21 protein-coding genes are annotated in these 21,625 nt (G+C 64.1%); 5 read left to right on the forward strand and 16 right to left on the reverse strand.

The genetic code is table 11. The features are described 5' to 3' along the window. Nucleotides 1–12: 12 nt before the first annotated feature. From IVA93_RS22560 to IVA93_RS22585, 6 genes are all read right to left on the reverse strand, one after another. Nucleotides 13–240, reverse strand: coding sequence for a hypothetical protein (locus tag IVA93_RS22560; RefSeq protein ID WP_018459306.1), 228 nt, complete (start codon nucleotides 238–240; stop codon nucleotides 13–15). 3 nt (nucleotides 241–243) lie between these two features. After that, nucleotides 244–444 (reverse strand): hypothetical protein, encoded by a 201-nt coding sequence (locus tag IVA93_RS22565; RefSeq protein WP_018459307.1) that lies wholly within the window; start codon nucleotides 442–444, stop codon nucleotides 244–246. Nucleotides 445–457: 13 nt separating this feature from the next. Continuing rightward, nucleotides 458–640, reverse strand: coding sequence for a hypothetical protein (locus IVA93_RS22570; protein ID WP_018459308.1), 183 nt, complete (start codon nucleotides 638–640; stop codon nucleotides 458–460). A gap of 137 nt (nucleotides 641–777) precedes the next feature. Then, nucleotides 778–2,049 carry a cytochrome P450 gene (locus IVA93_RS22575; RefSeq protein ID WP_018459309.1) on the reverse strand — a complete coding sequence of 424 codons (1,272 nt, stop codon included), beginning with the start codon at nucleotides 2,047–2,049 and terminating at the stop codon, nucleotides 778–780. Nucleotides 2,050–2,159: 110 nt separating this feature from the next. Beyond that, the gene (locus IVA93_RS22580) at nucleotides 2,160–2,486 is read right to left on the reverse strand and encodes a hypothetical protein (RefSeq protein ID WP_018459310.1); all 327 of its coding nucleotides are present in this window, start codon (nucleotides 2,484–2,486) and stop codon (nucleotides 2,160–2,162) included. 106 nt (nucleotides 2,487–2,592) lie between these two features. After that, complete coding sequence (locus tag IVA93_RS22585; RefSeq protein ID WP_018459311.1) at nucleotides 2,593–3,366, reverse strand: ferredoxin--NADP reductase; 774 nt, start codon at nucleotides 3,364–3,366, stop codon at nucleotides 2,593–2,595. Nucleotides 3,367–3,522: 156 nt separating this feature from the next. Here IVA93_RS22585 and IVA93_RS22590 point away from each other — a divergent pair, with 156 nt between their 5' ends. Continuing rightward, nucleotides 3,523–4,719, forward strand: coding sequence for an amidohydrolase family protein (locus tag IVA93_RS22590; RefSeq protein WP_018459312.1), 1,197 nt, complete (start codon nucleotides 3,523–3,525; stop codon nucleotides 4,717–4,719). A gap of 108 nt (nucleotides 4,720–4,827) precedes the next feature. Continuing rightward, nucleotides 4,828–5,517, forward strand: a complete 690-nt coding sequence (locus tag IVA93_RS22595) for a hypothetical protein (RefSeq protein ID WP_085352764.1) — start codon at nucleotides 4,828–4,830, stop codon at nucleotides 5,515–5,517. 5 nt (nucleotides 5,518–5,522) lie between these two features. On the opposite strand, the gene IVA93_RS22600 is transcribed toward IVA93_RS22595, so the two are convergent. The 9 genes from IVA93_RS22600 to IVA93_RS22640 all read right to left on the reverse strand — a co-directional run bounded on the left by IVA93_RS22600 (nucleotide 5,523) and on the right by IVA93_RS22640 (nucleotide 14,156). Then, the gene (locus IVA93_RS22600; protein ID WP_018459313.1) at nucleotides 5,523–5,912 is read right to left on the reverse strand and encodes a hypothetical protein; all 390 of its coding nucleotides are present in this window, start codon (nucleotides 5,910–5,912) and stop codon (nucleotides 5,523–5,525) included. A 42-nt stretch (nucleotides 5,913–5,954) separates the two neighbouring features. Next, complete coding sequence (locus tag IVA93_RS22605; protein ID WP_007592445.1) at nucleotides 5,955–6,410, reverse strand: MarR family winged helix-turn-helix transcriptional regulator; 456 nt, start codon at nucleotides 6,408–6,410, stop codon at nucleotides 5,955–5,957. Between the two features lie 26 nt (nucleotides 6,411–6,436). After that, complete coding sequence (locus IVA93_RS22610; protein WP_007592446.1) at nucleotides 6,437–7,141, reverse strand: ABC transporter ATP-binding protein; 705 nt, start codon at nucleotides 7,139–7,141, stop codon at nucleotides 6,437–6,439. After that, nucleotides 7,138–7,929: an ABC transporter ATP-binding protein gene (locus IVA93_RS22615; RefSeq protein ID WP_085352763.1), complete on the reverse strand. Its 792-nt coding sequence runs from the start codon at nucleotides 7,927–7,929 to the stop codon at nucleotides 7,138–7,140. The genes IVA93_RS22610 and IVA93_RS22615 overlap by 4 nt, the downstream gene beginning before the upstream one ends. Continuing rightward, on the reverse strand, nucleotides 7,926–9,815 hold the full coding sequence (locus IVA93_RS22620) for an ABC transporter permease (protein ID WP_247454459.1): 1,890 nt from the start codon (nucleotides 9,813–9,815) through the stop codon (nucleotides 7,926–7,928). The genes IVA93_RS22615 and IVA93_RS22620 overlap by 4 nt, the downstream gene beginning before the upstream one ends. Nucleotides 9,816–9,966: 151 nt before the next feature. After that, the gene (locus IVA93_RS22625) at nucleotides 9,967–11,169 is read right to left on the reverse strand and encodes an ABC transporter substrate-binding protein (RefSeq protein WP_018459318.1); all 1,203 of its coding nucleotides are present in this window, start codon (nucleotides 11,167–11,169) and stop codon (nucleotides 9,967–9,969) included. 24 nt (nucleotides 11,170–11,193) lie between these two features. Next, the gene (locus IVA93_RS22630) at nucleotides 11,194–11,778 is read right to left on the reverse strand and encodes an amino acid synthesis family protein (protein ID WP_085352760.1); all 585 of its coding nucleotides are present in this window, start codon (nucleotides 11,776–11,778) and stop codon (nucleotides 11,194–11,196) included. 27 nt (nucleotides 11,779–11,805) lie between these two features. Further along, a complete protein-coding gene (locus IVA93_RS22635; RefSeq protein ID WP_247789234.1) occupies nucleotides 11,806–12,702 on the reverse strand; it encodes a UPF0280 family protein in 897 nt (298 codons plus the stop codon). Next, nucleotides 12,699–14,156 (reverse strand): 6-hydroxynicotinate reductase, encoded by a 1,458-nt coding sequence (locus IVA93_RS22640; RefSeq protein WP_247369168.1) that lies wholly within the window; start codon nucleotides 14,154–14,156, stop codon nucleotides 12,699–12,701. Before IVA93_RS22640 ends, IVA93_RS22635 begins: the two co-directional genes overlap by 4 nt. A 281-nt stretch (nucleotides 14,157–14,437) precedes the next feature. On the opposite strand from IVA93_RS22640, the gene IVA93_RS22645 reads away from it, so the two are divergent. After that, nucleotides 14,438–14,920 (forward strand): (2Fe-2S)-binding protein, encoded by a 483-nt coding sequence (locus tag IVA93_RS22645; RefSeq protein ID WP_018459322.1) that lies wholly within the window; start codon nucleotides 14,438–14,440, stop codon nucleotides 14,918–14,920. Continuing rightward, the gene (locus tag IVA93_RS22650; RefSeq protein WP_247789235.1) at nucleotides 14,920–18,450 is read left to right on the forward strand and encodes a molybdopterin cofactor-binding domain-containing protein; all 3,531 of its coding nucleotides are present in this window, start codon (nucleotides 14,920–14,922) and stop codon (nucleotides 18,448–18,450) included. Before IVA93_RS22645 ends, IVA93_RS22650 begins: the two co-directional genes overlap by 1 nt. On the opposite strand, the gene IVA93_RS22655 is transcribed toward IVA93_RS22650, so the two are convergent. Beyond that, nucleotides 18,447–19,415, reverse strand: coding sequence for a catechol 2,3-dioxygenase (locus IVA93_RS22655; protein WP_247789236.1), 969 nt, complete (start codon nucleotides 19,413–19,415; stop codon nucleotides 18,447–18,449). The genes IVA93_RS22650 and IVA93_RS22655 overlap by 4 nt on opposite strands. Nucleotides 19,416–19,845: 430 nt before the next feature. Here IVA93_RS22655 and IVA93_RS22660 point away from each other — a divergent pair, with 430 nt between their 5' ends. Next, nucleotides 19,846–21,585 (forward strand): ATP-binding protein, encoded by a 1,740-nt coding sequence (locus tag IVA93_RS22660; RefSeq protein ID WP_026233778.1) that lies wholly within the window; start codon nucleotides 19,846–19,848, stop codon nucleotides 21,583–21,585. Nucleotides 21,586–21,625: the final 40 nt, after the last annotated feature.

The raw sequence follows: 21,625 nt of genomic DNA on the forward strand, positions 1-21,625 counted from the left end.
CGTCCTCCGGAGCTATCGGCCTCTTCGGTGCGTGCCACTGCGTGCGATGTCCTTGTCGATGCCGCCAGCGGCGTTCACGTCGTTCTCGACGTCGCCTTCGATCGTGTTCTCGCCCAAGGCGTCCTCGAGGTCCTCAGGCGAGATACCGGCCATCGTTGCGCCCTTCGATCCGCCGATCATGGGGTTATTTTGCATATCCTTTTCCGTCGGTGCGTAGAGTTTGGGTTGCTTGTTGGTCATGCCTCACCTGCCTCCGCCTTTTCCGGCCTCGTCATGCCTGTGGTGTGAATCGTGCTCGCCACCTCCGCCGGAGACGCGGCTGTGGTTGCGCTGCGGGTCGTCCGCCGCGGGCTTCTTCACTTCGAGCGGTGCCTTCGCATTCTCATGCGATGCGCCTGGTCCGCCCTGACGGTTGCTGTTCGGTGTCTTGGTGGATGTCGACATGAGGGTCCGCTCCTCAGCGATCTTGCTGATAGCCTTGGTTGGTGGTGTTCTGCTTGATGTTGCCCTGCTGCCCTTGCTGGTCCGGATTTTGCGCACGCTGCTGGCCGCGCGGGGCAGTCGAGGACACTTGCTTGCTGTCGCCGGTTCCCTTCGGACTTTGATTCTCGGCGGGAACAGGTGGCATCTTGCCGGTCATGATGCTGTCTCCTGTTGTTGATCTGCGACATCGACCGGAGGAACTCGTCGCGGCTTTCGATGTCGCAAAAACAACTAGAGCAACGGCATGCCGTTCCTACCGACGAGTGCAGAGAAATTTTCCGCAAGGTGTAAGTCTCAGCAGGCCACTGGCTGGGAACGAACCAACATCGATCCAGCTGATGCTGTCGCCTGTGCTGCGTGGCCGTCGGGCACGACAGGGAGGTTCGCGATCGCTCGCATGCCCGGTCGCTTGCGCCAGTGGATCTGAGACACGTCCACAGCAAAGCCAAGCCGCGGCCATCGCACAAACAACGCTTCCAGGGCACACGCTGCCTCGATGCGCGCGAGTTGATGGCCGAGGCAGAAATGGATGCCCGTTCCGAAGGACATGTGACGGTTCGGCTTGCGCGCGGGATCGAGGCTCTCGGGGCGCTCATGCATCGCCGGGTCCATGTTCGCGGCGGCGAGCATCACCATGACGCGATCGCCCTTCTTGAGACGCACGCCCGCGAGCTCGATATCCCGCCTCACATAGCGGGGCTTGGAGAACTGCACCGGCGACACGAAGCGCAGGAATTCCTCCACCGCAAGCCCGACGCGGCTCCAGTCCTGTGCCAGCCAGTCGCGGACGCCGGGATTTCTGAGGAGCTCGTAGACAGAACCGCTGATGAGATGCGTGGTGGTCTCGGAGCCCGCCGCGAGCAGTAGGAACACCATCGACACCATTTCGTCCGGCGTGATCTGGCCGCCCTCGCGCTCGACCTGAACCAGCTCCGCGATCAGGCCTTCGCCGCCCCGCACGCGGGCAATCTGCAGCTGCCGTTCGAGGTAGGCTCGCATCTTGCGGAACGCGAACAGCATGCGGAAGAAGCTGGCGACGTTCGTAAGTGAGGACATCGTATTGGCCCAGGCGATGAAGCGGGGGCGATCGGCCAATGGCAATCCGAGCAGCTCGGAGATCACCGCGAGCGGCAGGATGCGCGCATAGCGCTGGACGAGATCGGCCGGGCTTCCTGCCAGGAACAGCTCGTCGGCGAGCCCGTCCGCGATGGCGCGGATGCGCGGCTCCATCGCGACGATCGCGCGGCGGCGGAAGGCCTCGTCAACAATGCTGCGCAGCCTTGTGTGGTCAGGCTCGTCCATTGTCAGCATGTTGTTGGCGATGGTTCTGACGTAGTTCGGCATCCACCAGCGTAAACCCGCGACGTCCCCATCCTCCTTGCGCAGCGTGAAATCGGTGCCGTCCTTCAGGACCTGCGCGGTGGCCTCATGGGTCGTGGTGATCCAAACATCGCCGACGAGAGGAAATCGCGCCGCGACCACAGGACCGGACATGCGCAACGTTGCGATCGCCTTGGGCAGATCGCGAAAGAAGGCCTCGCTGGTGAAATCGAGGCGTGGTGCCATGTGATCACCGAAGCGGTTGACGGGGTCTCACCAAGATGGTGCACGACGCCGCCCGCGCAAGGGAACCCGGAACCTCCGCTTCGGCTTCGGTGCAGGCGTGAGAGTCGAGTCTACCCCCGCCCCGGCGAACGCGGGCCGATCTTGCGCTGCTGCTGGTTGGTGTAGGCGTCCCAATTGCTCCAGCTGCCGTTGCTGAGGCTTCGCAGGTCGGTGGTGAGCGGACGGCGCGTGCGCTTGTCGTGATCGGCGATCACGCGCTCGGATTGCACGATCTTGCGCTTGAGTTCCCCGAGCGCCTTCTGGGTCTGGCCGTTCCGCTTCGAAGACGCGATCTCGCCCATCGTGAAGCGCGCGGTTTCGAGCGCCTTCAACTCGGCGCGGTTCTTCTTCAACTGAACCCGGTGCCAGGCGATATTGCTGTCGCTGTCCGCAACCATGTGGGAACTCCGCTGATTCGTTCCCACAGTGTATCGCGTGCCGAATCGACGCCGCAACGGGCGCGCGGCGGCGAAAATACGGTCTTCTTGCGCGGGGGTTCCGGGCTCAGCGCTCGGCGAAGGCCTTTTCGACCACGAATTGGGCCGGCTCGCCGTGATTGCCCTCGACAAGACCCCGCTCGCCGAGGAGCACGCGGGTATCCGCCACCAGCGCCGGGCTGCCGCAGATCATGACGCGATCGTGGGCCGCTTCCAGTGCCGGCAGGCCGATGTCGGAAAACAGCTTGCCCGACGTGATGAGATCGGTGATGCGCCCGCGATTGCGGAAGGGATCGCGCGTCACGGTCGGATAGTAGATCAGCTGGTTGCGGATGTACTCGCCGATCAGCTCGTCCTTGGGCAGCGTCTCGGTGATCATCTCGCCATAGGCGAGCTCCTTCACGTGTCGGCAACCGTGCAGCAGCACGACCTTCTCGAACCGCTCGTAGGTTTCGGGGTCCTTGATCACGCTCAGGAACGGCGCAAGACCCGTACCGGTGCCGATGAGGTAGAGGTTGCGGCCGTCCTCCAGATTGTCGATCACCAGCGTGCCGGTGGCCTTGCGGCTGACGATGATCTCGTCGCCTTCCTTTAGATGCTGGAGCCGTGAGGTGAGCGGGCCGTCCGCGACCTTGATCGAGAAGAACTCCAGCGTGTCCTCGTAATTGGCGCTGGCGACGCTGTAGGCCCGCAGCAGCGGCTTCTCGCCGACCTTGAGCCCGATCATGGTGAATTCGCCGTTGCGGAAGCGGAAGGTCGGGCTGCGGGTGGTCTTGAAGGAGAACAGCGTGTCGGTCCAGTGGTGGACGCTCAAAACGGCTTCCTGATTGAAATTGCTCATCTCACCCTTCCGTGGCGCGTCGTGGCGGTTTTCAAGGCGGCAGCTATGCGTCGTTTGTATACGATCATTTGTGTACTAATGAATAATCCGGCTTGATCCCGCGGTCAAGGCTGCCCAAGATCGGAAGCGTTGCAGTTAAGGACAAGGACCCATTCCATGGCGCATGACGCACCCCAGGCCACCGGACCCTCGAAGCTCGTGATCCGCAATATCGGCCTGATCCTGTCCGGCGCGCTGGAAAAGCCGATCCTGGACGGCGACACCATCGTCGCCGAGAACGGCAAGATCACCGCGATCGGCCGCTTCAAGGACCTCAACACCGAAGGCGCGACCACCATCGTCGAGGCCAACGGCACCACGGTGGCGCCCGGCCTGATCGACAGCCATGTCCATCCTGTTGCGGGCGACTGGACGCCGCGCCAGAACCAGATCGGCTGGATCGACAGCAATTTGCATGGCGGCGTCACCACGATGATTTCCGCCGGCGAGGTGCATATGCCCGGCCGCCCGCGCGACGTCGTGGGGTTGAAGGCGATGGCCATCTTCGCGCAGCGTGCATTCTGGAATCTGCGGCCTGGCGGCGTGAAGGTTCACGCCGGCGCGCCTGTGATCGAGTGCGAGATGGTGGAGGAGGACTTCAAGGAGTTGGCCGCAGCCGGCGTCAAGCTGCTCGGCGAAGTCGGCCTGGGCGGCGTCAAGGACGGCCCCACGGCGCGAAAAATGGTCGGCTGGGCTCGCAAATATGGCATCCAGAGCACGATCCACACCGGCGGTCCTTCGATCCCCGGCTCCGGATTGATCGACAAGGATGTGGTGCTTGAGGCAGACACCGACGTGGTTGGGCACATCAATGGCGGTCACACCGCGCTTCCCGACGACCAGATCCGCTGCATCTGCGAGGGCTGCAAGCGCGGCCTCGAGCTCGTTCACAATGGCAACGAGCGCTCGGCGCTGTTCACGTTGCGCATTGCGCGCGAGATGGGCGATCTGCACCGCGTCATCCTCGGCACCGATGCGCCGGCCGGCTCGGGCGTGCAGCCGCTCGGCATTCTCCGCATGGTGTCGATGCTGTCCTCGCTTGGCGACCTCCCGGCCGAGGTCGCGTTTTGCCTGGCCACCGGCAACACGGCGCGGATGCGCGAATTGGATTGCGGCCTGATCGAAGTGGGCCGCTCGGCCGATTTCGTCATCATGGACAAGGCGCAGCACTCGGCCGGCAAGAACATTTTGGACAGCGTCCAACTCGGCGACCTCCCCGGCATCGGCATGACCATCATTGACGGTATCGTGCGCACCCAGCGCAGCCGCAACACCCCGCCGGCCGGCAGGGTGCCCGAGGTGGTGGCGAAGTGACGCAGCCGGAGCGGCTCGCCGCTCCCGTGCTCCCTTGACAGCATTGAACAAGTCGTCGGCCTGCTGCGTCTAACGCAGGCAGTTCATTGCTGGAACGCCGAGGGAGACATGAAGAATTCGTCGCGGATTGCCGCCGGTGTAGCCGGTGCGGTCGGAGGTTATGTCGCGACCTTTGTGCTGTTTTCAGTGCTCGATCTGGGCAACCGGGCGGACCCGATCACGTCTGGCCTGTTGGCACTGTTCGTCTACTCACCCATCGGAGCGATCGCTGGCGTGGTGCTTGCCAGCTGGCTGGTGACGCGTTCCGGCACGGATGCAGGCAATAGCGGTCTCGCGCGCAACAGCCTGAAATCGCTTGGTGTCGTGGTCCTGCTTTGCGTGGCCGCCGCCGCCACCTACCTGGGCGTCGCGTACATGACGGCCACGCCCTGGCTCAACCGAAACGGCGCCACTCCTCTGCTCGTCTTCGAGGTTCGCCTTCCGGCCGGCGCAACAGTGCCGAAATCACCGCAAGATATCACCATCGAATTGCAGACGGACCTCAACACCATGCCGGGCGAATTGAACGCAGCTGGCTTCCATAGTGACGGCGATCAGCCCGTCATCGCAGGCGAAGTCGAACTGGCGTTCCGAACCTCGCACCGGCAACTCGCCGTCAACATCCAGGGACAGCCCAGCCGAATCTACCCGATCGGATTGACGGCCTCGGCTCCGCATACGCCGGAGTTCGGAACGTGGCGGCGGCTCGCCGATGGCAGCGAAATCCGCTATCGCGCAAAATGGCCGGGGAAGACGTAGCAGGATCACCGCGGTTTCGCTATCTCACAACGCACATAGGTCTGGCGCTTGCCCGGCCCGACCGGGCTGTTGTCCATCACCAGCTTGCCGTCCGCGGCAATGGAAACCCGGGGACTGGAGCGATACTTCTCACCCTCGCCTTCGCAGGCGAGCTTCATTTTCCAGGCGAGCTTCCCGTCGGCAGTGATCTCGCTGGCGCGGCACCGGGTCTCGTACCAATAGAGACGGTTGCCGCCCTCGATGCTCATGCGGTTGGCGCTGTCCTCGTCGCGGCAATCCTTTTTGGTTGACGCCCAGAACCCCTCATAGGCTTGCGCCGCCAGGGCGGGAGCAGACTGGCCCGCCAGCATCACACTCATGCTCAGAGCCATAGCAAACCGGGTCGCCGCTCTCATGTCAAAAACCTCGACAAGACCTTCACCGAGGTTAGTCGCGCCTCACCGCAGCTTGTTCAACAGCGCCATCAGCATCTCGCGCTCCTTTGCCTCGAGCGGCGCCAGCGTCTCTCGTGTGATCGCAAGCGCATTCGGCGCGACCTTTTCCGCCAATTGCTGGCCCGCGCGCGTCAGGCTGACCAGAAGCCGCCGTCCATCCTCCGGATCCTGGCTGGTCTCGGTGAGGCCGCGCGCCGTCAACCGATCGATCACGCCCTTGATGGTCGCCACGTCCATCGCCGTCAGGCGCCCGAGCTGGTTCTGCGAGCATGGCCCGGCCTCGGCGAGCTTCGACAGCGCCGCCCATTGCGTCGGCGTAATGTTGGTGCCGATCTCGCGAGAGAAGATCGCGCTGTGGCGCTGCCAGACCTGGCGAAGGATGAAGCCGACCTGCTCGTCGAGCACATAAGGCGGCTTTGCCGGTTTGACGCTTTTCTTCGCCGCGACGCTTCTCGCCATCCGCTCGATGCCCTTGCCCTTTGCCTTCACAACGACAGATGCGCGTCGCGGATATCCGGACGCGCGTCGAGCTCGGCCATGGTGCCGCCGAAGCAGATGCGGCCGCGCTCGATGATATAGGCGCGATCGGAGATCAGCCGCGCAAAATGCAGATTCTGCTCGGAGACGACGATGCTGACGCCCTCCTTCTTCATGGTCAGGATGGCCTCGACCATCTGCTCCACGATTTTCGGCGACAGGCCTTCCGAGGGCTCATCCAGCAGCACCAGCGATGGATTGCCCATCAGCGTGCGCGCGATGGTGAGCATCTGCTGCTCGCCGCCGCTCATGCGGCCGCCCGGGCGATTTTTCATCTCGCCGAGGTTAGGGAACAGCGAAAACAGCTTGTCGCGAGTCCAGTGCGGCGCGTTCGGGCGCTTCGGCTGGCGGCCGACCTCGAGATTCTCTTCCACCGTCAAATCGGTGAAGATACGCCGCTCCTCCGGCACGTAACCAAGCCCATCCCGCACGATCTCATGTGTCGGACGCGCCGAGACATCCTTGCCTTCGAACATGATCCGTCCTGAGCGCTGCGCGACGAGCCCGACGATCGAGCGAAACGTCGTCGACTTGCCGGCGCCATTGCGGCCGAGCAATGCCACGACTTCCCCCTCGCCGACTTCGAAGCCGATGTCGAACAGGATATGGGCCGGGCCGTAATGACTATTGAGGTCCTGCACCGTGAGCTTCATGCCGATGCTCCCTCGCGAGGCCCGGCATCGTAGAGGAGGCCCTCGCCGAGGTAGACCGCCTGCACCTGCGGATTGCCCCGGACCTCGGCCGGCGAGCCCTCGGCGATCAGCGTGCCGCGGTTGAGCACGATGATGCGGTCGGCGTGCTCGAACACCACGTCCATGTCGTGCTCGGTGAAGAGAACGCCGATCGATTTTTCCCGAGCGATCTGCGCGGTCAGCCGCATCAAATCGACGCGCTCGCGCGGCGCCATGCCGGCGGTCGGCTCGTCCATCAGCAGCAGCTTTGGCTGGTTGGCGAGCGCGACGGCGAGCTCAAGCCGCTTGAGGTCGCCGTAGGCAAGCTCGCCACAGGGGCGATCCGCATAGCCGCCCATGCCGACCAGCTCGAGCAGTCGCCCGGCTTCGCCGCGGTCGAAGTTCGGCGCCGAGCCCCAAAGATTGTACAATTGCTTGCCGTGCGAAATCAGCGCGACCTGCACGTTCTCGCGCACCGTCATGGTCGCGAAAGTCGCGGTGATCTGGAAAGTGCGCCCCACGCCCATCCGCCAGATCTCGCGCGGCTTCCTGCCGGTTGTGTCCTCGCCGAGCAGGCGGACGTGGCCGGTATCAGGCTTGTTCTGGCCATTGAGCATGTCGAAACAGGTGCTCTTGCCCGCGCCGTTCGGTCCGATCAGCGCCAGGATTTCACCGGCGCGCAGCGAGAACGAGACGCCGCGCACGGCATGGACGCCGCCATAGGATTTGGTCAGTCCTTCGACCGCGAGAAGTGGGGGCGCGACGCTCATTCGGCGGACTCGATCGGCTTGGCAAGCAAGGGTGACCCCGGCGGCGACGTCTTCCTGCGGCGCTGCGCTAGCATCTCCAGCATGCCGACGATGCCCTTGGGGAAGACGACGACGATCAGAACGATGAAACCGCCGAGCACGAGTTTTGACAGGTCGGTCTGACTGACCAGCCAGATGTTCAAGGCCTTGTAGACGATGGCGCCGATCACCGCGCCCGACACCGTCTCGACGCCGCCGAGCAGCACCATGACAAGGGCGTCGACCGAGAGCGAGATGCCGAGATTGTCCGGAAAGACGCTGCCCTTGAGGTAGGCGAACAGCGCGCCGCCAATGCCCGCGGTCGTGCCCGCGATCACGAAGGCGGTCCACTGGATACGCTTGGTGTTGATGCCGACCGCTTCGCTGCGCAGCAGCGAGTCGCGCGTCGCCCTCAGCGCATAGCCGAACGGCGAGAACACCATGGCCCGCAAAGCGATCGTCACGAGCGCCGCAACACCGAGCGACAGCCAATAGAAATGCGATGGGCTCGCCGCCCAGCTCGAGGGCCAGACGCCCAGGATGCCGTTGTCGCCGCCGGTGACGCTCACCCACTGGAACGCGATCGACCAGACGATCTGCGCGAAGGCGAGCGTCAGCATCGCAAGATAGACGCCGGAGAGCTGCACCGCGAAGAAGCCGAACACGGCAGCGCCCATGCAGCCGAGCAGCGGACCGAGCAACAGGCAGACGATCATCGGCAGTCCGGCCATCTTGGCGAGGAAAGCGACGCCGTAAGCGCCGAGGCCGAAATAGGCGGCGTGACCAAAGGACGCGAGCCCGCCGACCGACATCAGGAAGTGCAGGCTGACGGCGAAGATCACTGAGATCGCGATCTCCGAGCCGACGGTCAGTGCATAATTGCCGGCGAACAGCGGTAGTGTCGCCGCGACGACGAGCGCTGCAAACGCAGCCAACCGCTCATTCGACGTCAGCGGTCGCCAGGGATTGACGGTGAGACCGGGCGTCTTGCGGGCCGGCGCCTCGGGCCTCCCGAACAAGCCCCAGGGCCGCACGATCAGCACCACCGCCATCACCAGGAAGACCAGGATGATAGAGATTTTTGGAAAGATCAGGATGCCGAAGGCGTTGAGCTCGGAGACCAGCACAGCCGCGACGAAAGCGCCGATGATGCTACCGAGGCCTCCGATCACCACGACGACGAAGACCTCGACGATGATGCGCAAATCCATCGCATGATGCACGGCATCGCGTGGGATCTGGAGCGCACCGCCGAGAGCGGCGAGGAAAACGCCGACCGCAAACACGCTCGTGAACAACCATTTCTGATTGACGCCCAGCGCCGCGACCATGTCGCGGTCCTGCGTCGCTGCGCGCACCAGAACGCCCCAGCGCGTGCGCTGGAACAAGAGCCAAAGAATGCCGAGCACGACCGGTCCGAGCACGATCAGAAACAGATCATAGCTCGGAATGTTCTGGCCGAAGAAGTCGATCGCCCCCTTGAAGCCGGGCGCACGGCGCCCCACGAGATCGTCTGGGCCCCAGATCAGGACGACGAGGTCCTCGACCATCAAGGTCAGGCCGAAGGTCGCAAGCAGCTGGAACAGCTCGGGCGCGTGATAGATGCGCCGGAGCAGCACCATCTCGACGATGACGCCGATCAGCGCCACCGCGAACGCCGCCACCACGATGCCGCCCCAGAAGCCGAATGCACCTGACAGGCGCTCCGTCAGTGTGAAGGCGACATAGGCGCCGATCATGTAAAAGGCGCCATGCGCAAAATTCACGATCCGCGTCACGCCAAAGATGATCGACAGGCCCGACGCCATCAGGAAAAGCGACGCTGCGCTGGCGAGACCGGTCAGAAACTGTACGACGTAAAAGGCCATCTGCGGTCCGGGTTAAGCGTAAGTCGCAATATTAGGCTTCATCCTTCGAGGCGGCGCTACGCGCCTCCTCAGGATGAGGTCGGGACCCTCATGGTGAGGAGCGCGGCTGCGCCGCGCGTCTCGAACCACGAGGCCCCGGTCTCACTTTGGATCAATCCTTCGGACGCAGCTTCTCGACTTCGGCATCACTTGGTAGATAGTCCGCGCCCTTCTTGTAAGACGAGTCCACCATCACGCCCTTACCGTCCTTCAGCGCGGTCTTGCCGACATAGGCACCGAGCGTCGACTGGTGATCGATCTTGCGGAAGGTGATCTCGCCCAGCGGCGACGGCATCGAAAGTCCTTCCGCCGCAGTGATCAGCTTCTCCGGATCGGTCGAATTGGCCTTCGCCAGGATCGCCGCCGCCGACTTGATGGTCTGGTAGCCAACGATCGAGCCGAGGCGCGGATAGTCGTTGTACTTGGCCTGATAGGCCTTCAGGAACGCGTCGTGCTCGGGCGTCTTGATCGAGTACCAGGGATAGCCGGTGACGATCCAACCCTCGGGTGTCTCCTCCTTGAGTGGATCGAGATATTCCGGCTCACCGGTGAGGAAGGAGACGACCTCGCGTCCCTTGAACAGGCCGCGGGTGTTGCCTTCGCGCACGAGCTTGACGAGATCGGCGCCGAAGGTGACGTTGAGGATCGCTTCGGGATTGGCCGCGGCAACCGCCTGCACTACCGGACCGGCGTCGATCTTGCCCTGCGGCGGCCACTGCTCATCGACCCACTGGATGTCGGGCCGCTTCTCCGACATCAGCTTCTTGAACACCGCGACCGCGGACTGGCCGTATTCATAGTTCGGCGCGATCGTCGCCCAGCGCTTTGCGGGCAGCTTGCTGGCCGCTTCCACCAGCATCGCGGCCTGCATGTAGTTCGAAGGACGCAGTCGGAACGTGTACTTGTTGCCTTTCGACCAGGTGATGGCGTCCGTCAGAGGCTCGGCCGCCAGAAAGAACACCTTCTTCTGGTTGGCGAAGTCGCTGACCGCAAGACCGATGTTCGACAGGAACGTACCCGTCAGCATCGCCACGCCCTCGCTCGACACCAGCTCGTTGGCCGCGGTCTGCGCATCTGCCGGCTTGCCACCATCGTCCTTGGAGACGACGATGAGCTTCTTGCCGTTGATGCCGCCGGCCGCATTGATCTCTTCGACCGCGAGCTGCCAGCCCTTGCGATAGGGCTCAGTGAACGCCGGCAGCAGCGAGTAGCTGTTGATCTCGCCGATCTTGATGTCCTGCGCAAGGGCCGAATGAGCCATGCCGCTTGCCAACAGCGCGAACGCCGCCCCGACAAAATAGTTCTTTGCTCGCATCCCAACCTCCACTTTCTGAAAAGATTAACGCAGTCCGTCTTCGCCCTTGATCTCCGCAACGGTCAGCCCGCCGACGCGCGGCAAAGGACGGCCACTGTCGGTGACGGCGACCGCGACCATGATCTCGTTGGCGCGCGGCGCGTCGTTGATCTGCACTTCCATGCCATCGAAATGACTGCGCACGAAGGCTGCATCCTTGTGGCCCAGCGGAACGTCCAGCGTCGTGCCGGGTCCACTGCGCTTCTTCGACGACGGGATCAGCGCAGCGCCTTTGCCCAGCACTTTACGCACCGGCGCGCCCATTTTCGGGTGAAGGATGGCGGCTGCATGCTCCAGCTCGCCATTCTCGCCGACGGCCGCGGCTTTGCCATAGCTCTGCGCCTTGGACCCGTCGATGCCGAGCGCCGCCACCGCGCGCTTCGAGAGCAGCTCGCCGAGCTCCTCGCCAATCGCGATCAGCGGCGAGAGATCCTCGACATACTTTCCAGCAAACGGATTCTCGATCACGGCGATCGCCGCCGCACGCCGCGTCGGCGGTGAGACCTGGCGGCCCATCTCCATCTGCGTCTCTTCGACGACGGTGACGATCTTGCGGATGATCGCGCTCATGATTGTTTCCTCAAACCGCTTCCCAGTTCAGGCATGGACCGCGTTCTCTTGTACAAGCGGGCGCGATCGTTGCCGTTCAATATCCTTGGTCCCGATGACAATCATATCACCACAAAGCTGCAACACGGCACCCTCGATCAATCCGCGATCGAATAATTGCCGTGCACATTCCGCGCCAGATTCGAGCGCGGTGGTGATCTCGTTCTGCGACAATCCACCAACGTTGCGGGTCACGAGCCGCGCGCCAAGATCGCTGTCGGGCTGAAGTTCGTTCGCAGGTTTTCGGATGATGGCGGGATGCCCCGGCAGATCGACGGCGTTCGCAACGATCGTCGCGGCCGCGTCGGCTTGCGACGCCGTTCCGGCCAGCACGGTCACCGCATCGGCAATCCCGAGGGAAAAGCTGCGGCCGTGCCGTCCGCTGGTCGCAATGCCACGCACGGGATCATCGGCGTCCACCCTGATTGTCCGCATCACGCCGTCGCGATCGGGCCGGTCCATCAGGCCGACCGAAAAATGCTCGCCCTCGCCGAGATGCAGGGCAATGTCTCCGCCATTGTTGACATAGGCCCGATCGAGCGCCGCAGCGTTCAGCATTGCGCCCAACACCTCCTCCGCCACGCTGCCGGCCACAGCGGCCATCGGCGTGATGAAGCCATCACCGGCATAGGGCGCCACCGCGGCGTGCATGCGATGCGCCACAACGCCTCTCAACGAGGTCCGCTCCTCGACAACGGTCCGCAGTTCCGGCAGTTCCGCGCCGAGCTCGTCGAGAAGCCCGGTGAACCGTTCGGCCGCAGCCTTATAGGCCTCGCGCACTGCGTCGGCCGCCCCCCTCGCCTCGACGATCAGGTCGATCGGTCCATCCTGCAAATGCAGCCGCCGGCCGTCAGACAGCAACGCGATTTGCGGGAGCCTTGTCATGCCCGGGGGCCCGGGATCGGGTTCTGCCAGGGCAATTGGCGGACATCGTCGCCGCCCTGAACTTCGGCGAGCGGCTTCACATAATCCATGTGCCCGCCGAGCGCCGCATAGTCCGACAGCTTCATCGTGAATTCGATCGGCGCCACCAGCGCGGGCGTCGGCACGTAACCGAATGCCCCCGCCGGCATCTGCGTCACGTCGACCATGTAGGTGATGCCGCCGCCCGGCCAGACATAGACCGGCGCGCCGCCACTGGTGACGCGCGTCAGCGCCTCCTTCACCGAGCGCGTCAGCCGCACCGGATTGTCGGTCACGCCCGCCCGCAAGGAACCACCGGCGCCCGCCATGAACAGCACCGTGCACAGCGCCGGCTCGCAATTCTCCTGAATGCGCTCGACCGAAAACTTGAGGTCATCCGGCATCTCGGTCTCGACCGGCTTCAAGGCTTCGTCGAGCACGTAATAGGACGAATGCTCGCCCGTCGTGGAGACCATCAGCATCGAGAGGCCAGGCTTGGCCTCCTTCGCGTCGAACGGTCCCAGGATTGCGAGCGGATCGGAGATATTGGTGCCGCCCCAACCCGTGCCGGGATCGGCGACCTGGAAATAGCGGCCGGGCGTCGAGCGGCGCCCCTTCATCTTGATGCCGGTATCGGCGATGTCGAGCAGCTTGCCGGCCTGATGCTCCGAGAGCACGCCGGTGATATGGTCGTCGACCACGACAACCTCGTCGACCTTGCCGTGCCATTGTTTGGCGAACATGCCGATCGTCGCCGAGCCGCAGCCGACGCGCATGCGCTCTTCTTTCATGCCGTTGACGATCGGCGCCTGGCCGGCCTGCACCACCACGCTCGCCCCGCCGTCGATGGTGAGCTCGACCGCCTTGCAATTTGCGAGGTCCATCAGCGTGTCACAGGTGACGCGGCCTTCCTTCTTGGAGCCGCCGGTCAGATGGTGCACACCGCCGAGCGACAGCATCTGCGAACCGTATTCGCTGGTGGTGACATGACCGACCGCCTCGCCTTGTGCACGAACGGTCGCCGTCTCCGGCCCGAGATAGCGGTCGGTGTCGATCTTCACCTTGATGCCGCAATAGGAGAAGATGCCCTCGGTGACAACAGTCACCATGTCGACGCCATCGACCTCCGCCGAGACGATGAACGGCGCCGGCTTGTAGTCGGGATAGGTGGTCCCCGCGCCGATCGCCGTTACAAAGGTGGAAGGCTCGTGGACGATCTTGCCGTCCCAATCTTCGGTGCGGCTGAACGGAACGAGCTTGCCGCCATGCGACACGGTGCGCTCCAGGATCACATGCGGATCGACGCGGACGAGCTTGCCTTCGTGATTGGCATAGCGGTCGCAGGCGCCCGCCGCGCCCGGCTTGATGTAGCACATCACCGGACACGCATCGCAGCGGATCTTGTCGATGGCGGCGCTCGTAGGTTCAGTCACCATGTCAAAGCCAGCCGACAGTGCAGTTATCATTTGTACACGAACGATGTTGCGCGCCCTCCCGATGACTGTCAAGCGGCGGTGCGGCGCAAAACATACGCCTGCCGCATAAAACCTCATTTGCCTATCCGCCCTGTCCACAAAGAAGGCACTCGCGCTGCACTGCGGCATGTCCGGCTTGCACGTTTGTGTACAAACGGTATCGTCGCAACGTAGATTTTGCGCGGACTTGGAATTCGCGAAGCCTTGGCCGCGGCGCTCAACGACTCGACTTGGGAACGAGGATGACGCAGACACCGATCCGCATCACCGTGAACGGCAGAATCCACGAGATCACTGCGGCGCGAGACACGCCGCTGCTCTACGTGCTGCGCAACGATCTCGCGCTCAACGGTCCGAAATACGGATGCGGCCTCGGTGAATGCGGCACCTGCACTGTCCTGATCGATGGCGCGGCGGCGCGCTCCTGCGTCATTCCGATCAGTGGCTGCGCCGGCCGCGACATCGTGACGCTCGAAGGGCTCGGTACCCGCGACAATCCGGATGTGGTGCAGCAGGCCTTCATCGACGAGCAGGCGGCGCAATGCGGCTATTGCCTCAACGGCATGATCCTGACGACCAAGGCGCTGCTTGCGATCAACCCGCGGCCCACCGAACAGGAAGCGCTGGCGGCGCTGCGCTACAATCTCTGTCGCTGCGGAACGCATATCGAAATCCTGCGCGCCGTGATGCGTGCGTCTGGCCAGCTTGCCGAGGCCGGTGATTGATGGCCTCCCCGCATCCGAACGGAGCTGAGCTGCAATCCGGCTCGCTCGTCGTCGTCCGCACGGTGGACGAGTGCACATCCGAGACCTTCGTCCGCATCACCGCGGACGGTTCGGTCACAGCCTACAATGGTCATGTCGATCTCGGCACCGGCATCCGCACGGCGCTTGGTCAGATCGTGGCTGAAGAGCTCGACGTCTCCTTTGCCCGCCTCGTCGTGGTGCTCGGCGACACCGCAACGGTGCCGAACCAGGGCGCCACGATCGCAAGCGAGACCATTCAGATCACTGCCGTTCCCCTGCGCAAAGCCGCCGCGCAGGCGCGTCACTTCCTGATCGCACGTGCGGCCGAGCACCTGGAGCTGCCGGCAGCCGATCTCAGGATCGAAGACGGCCTCGTGCGCGGGCACGACAATCGCAGCGTCAGCTATGGCGAGTTGATCGGCGGAGAGACCATTCGTCTCGAGCTTGCCGACGACGTCGCCGTCAAGCCGGTCGGCGATTACGCCATTGTCGGCCAATCGATGCCACGCGTCGACCTGCCCGCCAAGGCCACGGGCGAGCTGACCTTCGTGCACGACATCCGTGTGCCGGGCATGCTGCACGGCCGCGTGGTGCGCCCGCCCTATGCCGGCGTCGACGCCAGCCCGTTCGTCGGCACCAGCCTGATTTCGGTCGATGAATCCTCGGTGCGCGACATTCCCGGCATCATGGCCGTCGTACGCATCGGCGATTTCGTCGGAATCGTCGCGGAGCGCGAGGAGAACGCGATCCGTGCGGCCGAGCAGCTTGCAGTGAGCTGGCGACCGACGCCGGATCTGACCGATCTCGCCGACGTCGAGACCGCGCTGCGCGCCAATCCATCGACGCCGCGCACGCTGATCGACAAGGGCGACGTCGATGCTGCCATTGCCGGTGCGGCCAAGCCGATGCGGCGCACTTACGTCTGGCCATATCAGATGCATGCCTCGATCGGCCCGTCCTGCGCGGTCGCCGACTTCCAGGACGGCAACATCCGTGTCTGGTCGGGCACGCAGAACCCGCACGTGCTGCGCGCAGACCTGTCACTGCTGATCGAGCGTCCCGAGAGCGAGATCGAGGTCATCAGGTTGGAGGCCGCCGGATGCTACGGCCGCAACTGCGCCGACGATGTCACCGCGGACGCTTTGTTGCTCTCGCGCGCGGTCGGCCGGCCCGTGCGCGTACAGCTGACGCGCGAGCAGGAACACGCCTGGGAGCCCAAAGGCGCCGCGCAGCTCATCGACGTCAATGGCGGCCTGGATGCGGCGGGCGACGTCGCTGCCTACGATCTCGCTACGCGCTATCCGTCGAATGCCGCGCCGACGTTGGCGCTGTTGCTGACGGGACGGATATCGCCGAGGCCGGACGTCCTCCAGATGGGCGACCGCACCGCGATCCCGCCTTACGATTACGGCCACATGCGCGTCGTAGCCCACGACATGGCGCCGATCGTGCGCGCGTCCTGGTTTCGCGGCGTCTCGGCCCTGCCCAACACCTTTGCGCATGAATCCTATATCGACGAGGCCGCAACCGAGGCCGGCGTCGATCCGATCGAATATCGCCTGCGTTACCTGAAGGACCAGCGCGCGGTCGATCTCGTCCATGCGGTCGCCGAGCGGGCGGGCTGGACGCCGCGGCCGGTGCGCGAAGAGAAAGACGGCAAGATCGTGCATGGGCGCGGCTTTGCCTATGCGCTCTACGTCCACAGCAAATTCCCCGGCTATGGCGCGGCTTGGTCGGCCTGGGTCACCGACGTTGCCGTGAACAAGTCGACCGGCGAGGTCAGCGTGACGCGCGTGGTTGCTGGGCAGGACTCCGGATTGATGATCAACCCGGACGGTGTGCGCCACCAGATCCATGGCAACGTCATCCAGTCAACCAGCCGCGCACTGATGGAGGAGGTCTCGTTCGAGCGCGGCGCAGTCGCGGCGCGGGAATGGGGCGCCTATCCGATCATCCCCTTCCCTGACGTGCCCAAGATCGACGTGTTGTTGCTCCCGCGGCCGGACCAGCCGCCGCTCGGCGTCGGCGAATCCGCCTCGGTCCCGAGTGCGGCTGCGATTGCGAACGCGATCTTCGATGCCACCGGCGTGCGATTTCGCGAGCCGCCGTTCACGCCCGAGCGCATCCTGAATGGATTGCACAGCGGCGGGCCGGCCACGCCGCAGGCGCTGCCCGCTCGCGCTGCGCCACAACCATCCCGTATCTGGGAGAATCCATTCGCCAAACGCGCCGGCATCTTCGCGACGGTCGCGGCCGTCTGCACCGCGGCGATTGGCATCGGTGCGGCTGTTTTGCCCAGCCGCGCCATCGCACCGATCGCGCGGCCAGACCCATCGGTCTATTCCGCAGCGACGATCGCGCGCGGGCAACAACTGGCCGCACTCGGCAATTGCGCGGAGTGCCACACCATGATCGGCGGTGCGCTCAACGCCGGTGGCCGCGCGCTGGAGACGCCGTTCGGCACGATCTACGCGACCAACATCACGCCCGACGTCGAGACCGGCATCGGCGCCTGGTCCTATCCCGCATTCGAGCGCGCGATGCGCGACGGGCTGCATCGCGACGGACGGCAACTCTATCCCGCCTTCCCCTACACGCACTTTTCGAAGACTGGCGATGCCGACATGCAGGCGCTTTATGCCTATCTAATGGCACAGCCTGCGGTGCGCGCGACGCAGCCGGCGAATACGCTCGCCTTCCCGTTCAATCTCCGCCCGCTACTTGCCGGATGGAATGCGCTGTTCCATCAGACGCGCGAGTTCAAACCTGATCCTGCCAAGTCCGAAGTCTGGAATCGCGGCGCTTATCTGGTCGAGGGCCTCGGCCATTGCAGCGCCTGCCATTCGCCGCGCAACGCGCTCGGCGCCGAGCAGCGCGGCGCCTATCTCGCCGGCGGCTTTGCCGAGGGCTGGGAGGCGCCGCCGCTGACCTCACTCTCGCACGCGCCGATCCCATGGAGCGAGGACGAGCTGTTCGCCTATTTGCGCACGGGCCACTCGCGGTATCATGGCGTCGCCGCCGGACCGATGGCGCCTGTTGTCAGGGATCTCACAGCCTTGCCCGATCAGGACATCCGCGCCATGGCCGTCTATCTCAACTCGTTCTATGACACCGCGACCGACGCGAAAGCGCAGGATGCGATCGCTCTGAAGCTAGAAGCTTCAACGCAAGTCACGACGGCGTCCTCCACCGGCGCACGGCTCTATCAGGGCGCCTGCGCCGTCTGCCACGAAGTCGGCGGCCTGGCGCTGTTCGGCAGCCGCCCCTCGCTCGCGCTCAACAGCAATCTGCACAGCGCCACATCGGACAATCTCGTGCAAATCATCCTGCACGGCATCGCCGAGCCGGTGTCGAGCGATCTCGGCTACATGCCGGCCTTCAAGAACAGCATGAGCGATGCGCAGGTGGAGGAACTGGTCACATTCCTGCGCAAGCAGTTCGCACCAGACAGGCCGGCATGGACCGGCGTGCGTGAGACGGTCACGCGCCTCCGGACCTCAGCACATTAAGCGTGCTTCTTCACGTCCACCGGCGGCGTGCCGTGCGTATGGAAGGACTCGATCGTCTTCAGGCCCCACGCCTGCCCCTTCTTGCGTTCCTCTTCCGTCCATACGATCGGCTTCCAGTCGGGCGCGAGGATGAGGCGCGCGCCGGCATTGGCGACTTCGACGCGATTGCCGCCGGGCTCGTAGACGTAGAGAAAAAAGGTCTGCTGGATCGCGTGCTTGTGCGGGCCGGTCTCGATGTGGATGCCGTTCTCCAGGAAGATGTCGGCGGCGCGCAGGATCTCCTCGCGGCTGTCGAGCGCGTAGGTGACGTGATGGAAGCGGCCGGGCGTGCCGGAATGGTCGAGCGAATAGGCAAAATCGTAGCTCTTGTTCGACATCGTCAGCCACATCGCCGCTTCGCGGCCGTCGTTCAGCACGATCTGCTCGGTGAGCCGGCAGCCGAGATAGTTCTCGAAGAACTCGCGGTTGGCCTTGATGTCCACGGCGAGGCAATTGAGGTGGTCGAGGCGGCGGACATTGACGCCGCGCGCGGGAAAGCGCTGTGCCTGGTTCTTCAGGGCGGGCTTCAGGTCGGGCGGCGCCTGATACCATTCGGTCTCGTAATAGAGCTCGACGATGTGTCCATCGGGATCGCGGCAGCGGAAGGTCGGCCCCTGCCCCATGTCGCCGTCGATCCAGCCGATGTCGAAGCCGGACCCCTTCAGCGCCGCGACGCGGCGCTCCAGCGCCTGCTGGCTGCGCGCACGCAACGCCATGTGCTCCATGCCTGACGTCTTCGACGCCGTCAGTTTGAGCGAATAGCGCTCATAATCGTCCCAGCCGCGCAAATAGACCGACTCGCCCTTTTGTCCGCTGACGGTCATGCCCATCACGTCGACGAAGAATTTCAGGCTCTCGTCCGGCTTCGGCGTCAGCAGCTCCATGTGGCCGAGATGAGCGAGATCGAAGATCGGTTCGGGCTGCATGGGTCTCCTCCAAGACGTGGCTTGCGATCCGCTGGACCGGTCCCGCGATCCGGCGCAGGCTGTAATGCGCTCACGAGCCGGTGGGCGGCAGCGAGGCCGCCGGTTTATTTGTACTAATGTACAAATGATTAGGTCTCGTCAACAAATTCAGCGTCGGCGCTGCGAATGACGGGCCGTTCGGGACGACGAGCCGTCCCCAGAAAGGGGGACCGACTGCCCGAATGGTAAAATCTTCCTTAAACCTCCCGGGGCCCCGGCCGGCAAAAAGCAGCATTCCCACCGTTTCTGCCCACAAGTATGTATGGGAACAAACCTCGCACCCGAATTGTCGCGGATTTAACGAAGCGCCGGCGCCTGCCGCTTAACCGTTTGTCCAGCGACGGCCGTGCATAGTCCGGGCAACCCGTTGCTCTTGCCAGGTTCATTCATTGTGACATCATTTGGACGCGTGATTTCGGTTCGCGGATCGCTCGCCCGGGTCGGGCTGCTGGCTGAAAGCCGGATGCCGGTCTCGGAAGTTCGGGCCACCGTCGGCCGCTTCGTCAGTATCCGCTGCGCCAGCTCGGTCATCGTCGCCATGATCACCGAGGTGTCCTGCGAGAACCTCTCGAGCAACGACAATTTGATCGCCATTGCCTCGGTCGACCTGCTGGGCGAAATCCTCAACGCGACCGGCAAGGCTAAATTCCAGCGCGGCGTCACCAACTATCCGACCATCGGCGATTCGGTCGACCTGATCACGAGCCAGGAGCTGCGCACGATCTACGCGCCCACCGGTTCCGACCAGATCAATGTCGGCTTCCTTCAGCAGGACAGCTCCGTCGTCGCCTATGTCGACATCGAGGAAATGCTCTCCAAGCACTTTGCAGTGCTGGGATCGACCGGCGTCGGCAAATCGACCGGTGTGTCGCTGTTGCTCAACGAGATCCTCAAGGCACGCCCGAACCTGCGCATCTTCCTGCTCGATGTGCACAACGAATATGGCCGCTGCTTCGGCGACCGCGCGCTGGTGCTCAACCCGCGCAATCTGAAACTGCCATTCTGGCTGTTCAATTTCGAGGAAATCGTCGACGTGCTGTTCGGCGGCCGCGCCGGCGTGCCCGAGGAGCTCGACGTCCTCGCCGAGGTCATTCCGCTCGCCAAGGGCGTCTATACCCAGTACCAGAACGCCGACCGCATCGGCTTGAAGCGCATCGATCCCAAGCAGATCGGCTACACCGTCGATACGCCGGTGCCTTATCGCCTGGTTGATCTGATGTCGCTGATCGACGAGCGCATGGGCAAGCTCGAGAACCGCTCCTCGCGCATCATCTATCACAAGCTGATCTCCCGCATCGAGGCGGTCCGCAACGACCCGCGCTACGCCTTCATGTTCGACAACGCCAATGTCGGCGGTGACACCATGGCCGAGGTGATCAGTCACCTGTTCCGCCTGCCGGCCAACGGCAAACCGATGACGGTGATGCAGCTCGCCGGCTTCCCGGCCGAGGTCATCGATTCCGTCGTCTCGGTGCTCTGCCGCATGGCCTTCGACTTCGGCTTGTGGAGCGACGGCGTTTCGCCGATGCTGTTCGTCTGTGAGGAGGCTCACCGCTACGCCTCGGCCGATCGCAATGTCGGCTTCGGGCCGACCCGCAAGGCGGTGTCGCGCATCGCCAAGGAAGGCCGCAAATACGGCGTCTATCTCGGCCTCATCACCCAGCGTCCGGCCGAGCTCGACGCCACCATCATCTCCCAGTGCAACACGCTGTTCACGATGCGCCTTGCCAACGAGCGCGACCAGGCGCTGCTGCGCGCCGCGGTGTCGGATGCGGCCGCGAACCTGCTTTCGTTCGTGCCCTCGCTCGGCACCCGAGAAGTGCTGGCATTCGGCGAAGGTGTCGCGCTGCCGACGCGGCTGCGCTTCAAGGAGGTGCCGCCGCATCAATTGCCGCGCGGCGAAGCCACGATCAGCAGCGTGCCCTCCGTCACCTCCGGTCACGACATGCATTTCGTCGGCGCCGTGCTCGAGCGCTGGCGCGGTGCCACCTCGCAGCGCGACGTGCCGAACGATCCGGTGTTCTCGGCGCCGCCCGCGAAGACGCTCTCCAGCATCGAAACTCCGATGCTGCAACCGTCGATGGGGTTGGATCCGGACCGCTTCTCGCTGCTGAAGAAGCCGCTGCGGTAAAGCGACGCTCGTTTTCCAGCGCCGGCATTGCGAGCCTGGC

The sequence above is a fragment of the Bradyrhizobium sp. 155 genome (genome assembly GCF_023101105.1).
In the GTDB taxonomy this organism is placed as follows: domain Bacteria; phylum Pseudomonadota; class Alphaproteobacteria; order Rhizobiales; family Xanthobacteraceae; genus Bradyrhizobium; species Bradyrhizobium canariense_D.

Coding starts and splice junctions, on each gene's coding strand:
- IVA93_RS22560 (WP_018459306.1), bottom strand. CDS start 240: ATGACCAACAAGCAACCCAAACTCTACGCACCGACGGAAAAGGATATG.
- IVA93_RS22565 (WP_018459307.1), bottom strand. CDS start 444: ATGTCGACATCCACCAAGACACCGAACAGCAACCGTCAGGGCGGACCA.
- IVA93_RS22570 (WP_018459308.1), bottom strand. CDS start 640: ATGACCGGCAAGATGCCACCTGTTCCCGCCGAGAATCAAAGTCCGAAG.
- IVA93_RS22575 (WP_018459309.1), bottom strand. CDS start 2,049: ATGGCACCACGCCTCGATTTCACCAGCGAGGCCTTCTTTCGCGATCTG.
- IVA93_RS22580 (WP_018459310.1), bottom strand. CDS start 2,486: ATGGTTGCGGACAGCGACAGCAATATCGCCTGGCACCGGGTTCAGTTG.
- IVA93_RS22585 (WP_018459311.1), bottom strand. CDS start 3,366: ATGAGCAATTTCAATCAGGAAGCCGTTTTGAGCGTCCACCACTGGACC.
- IVA93_RS22590 (WP_018459312.1), top strand. CDS start 3,523: ATGGCGCATGACGCACCCCAGGCCACCGGACCCTCGAAGCTCGTGATC.
- IVA93_RS22595 (WP_085352764.1), top strand. CDS start 4,828: ATGAAGAATTCGTCGCGGATTGCCGCCGGTGTAGCCGGTGCGGTCGGA.
- IVA93_RS22600 (WP_018459313.1), bottom strand. CDS start 5,912: ATGAGAGCGGCGACCCGGTTTGCTATGGCTCTGAGCATGAGTGTGATG.
- IVA93_RS22605 (WP_007592445.1), bottom strand. CDS start 6,410: ATGGCGAGAAGCGTCGCGGCGAAGAAAAGCGTCAAACCGGCAAAGCCG.
- IVA93_RS22610 (WP_007592446.1), bottom strand. CDS start 7,141: ATGAAGCTCACGGTGCAGGACCTCAATAGTCATTACGGCCCGGCCCAT.
- IVA93_RS22615 (WP_085352763.1), bottom strand. CDS start 7,929: ATGAGCGTCGCGCCCCCACTTCTCGCGGTCGAAGGACTGACCAAATCC.
- IVA93_RS22620 (WP_247454459.1), bottom strand. CDS start 9,815: ATGGCCTTTTACGTCGTACAGTTTCTGACCGGTCTCGCCAGCGCAGCG.
- IVA93_RS22625 (WP_018459318.1), bottom strand. CDS start 11,169: ATGCGAGCAAAGAACTATTTTGTCGGGGCGGCGTTCGCGCTGTTGGCA.
- IVA93_RS22630 (WP_085352760.1), bottom strand. CDS start 11,778: ATGAGCGCGATCATCCGCAAGATCGTCACCGTCGTCGAAGAGACGCAG.
- IVA93_RS22635 (WP_247789234.1), bottom strand. CDS start 12,702: ATGACAAGGCTCCCGCAAATCGCGTTGCTGTCTGACGGCCGGCGGCTG.
- IVA93_RS22640 (WP_247369168.1), bottom strand. CDS start 14,156: ATGGTGACTGAACCTACGAGCGCCGCCATCGACAAGATCCGCTGCGAT.
- IVA93_RS22645 (WP_018459322.1), top strand. CDS start 14,438: ATGACGCAGACACCGATCCGCATCACCGTGAACGGCAGAATCCACGAG.
- IVA93_RS22650 (WP_247789235.1), top strand. CDS start 14,920: ATGGCCTCCCCGCATCCGAACGGAGCTGAGCTGCAATCCGGCTCGCTC.
- IVA93_RS22655 (WP_247789236.1), bottom strand. CDS start 19,415: ATGCAGCCCGAACCGATCTTCGATCTCGCTCATCTCGGCCACATGGAG.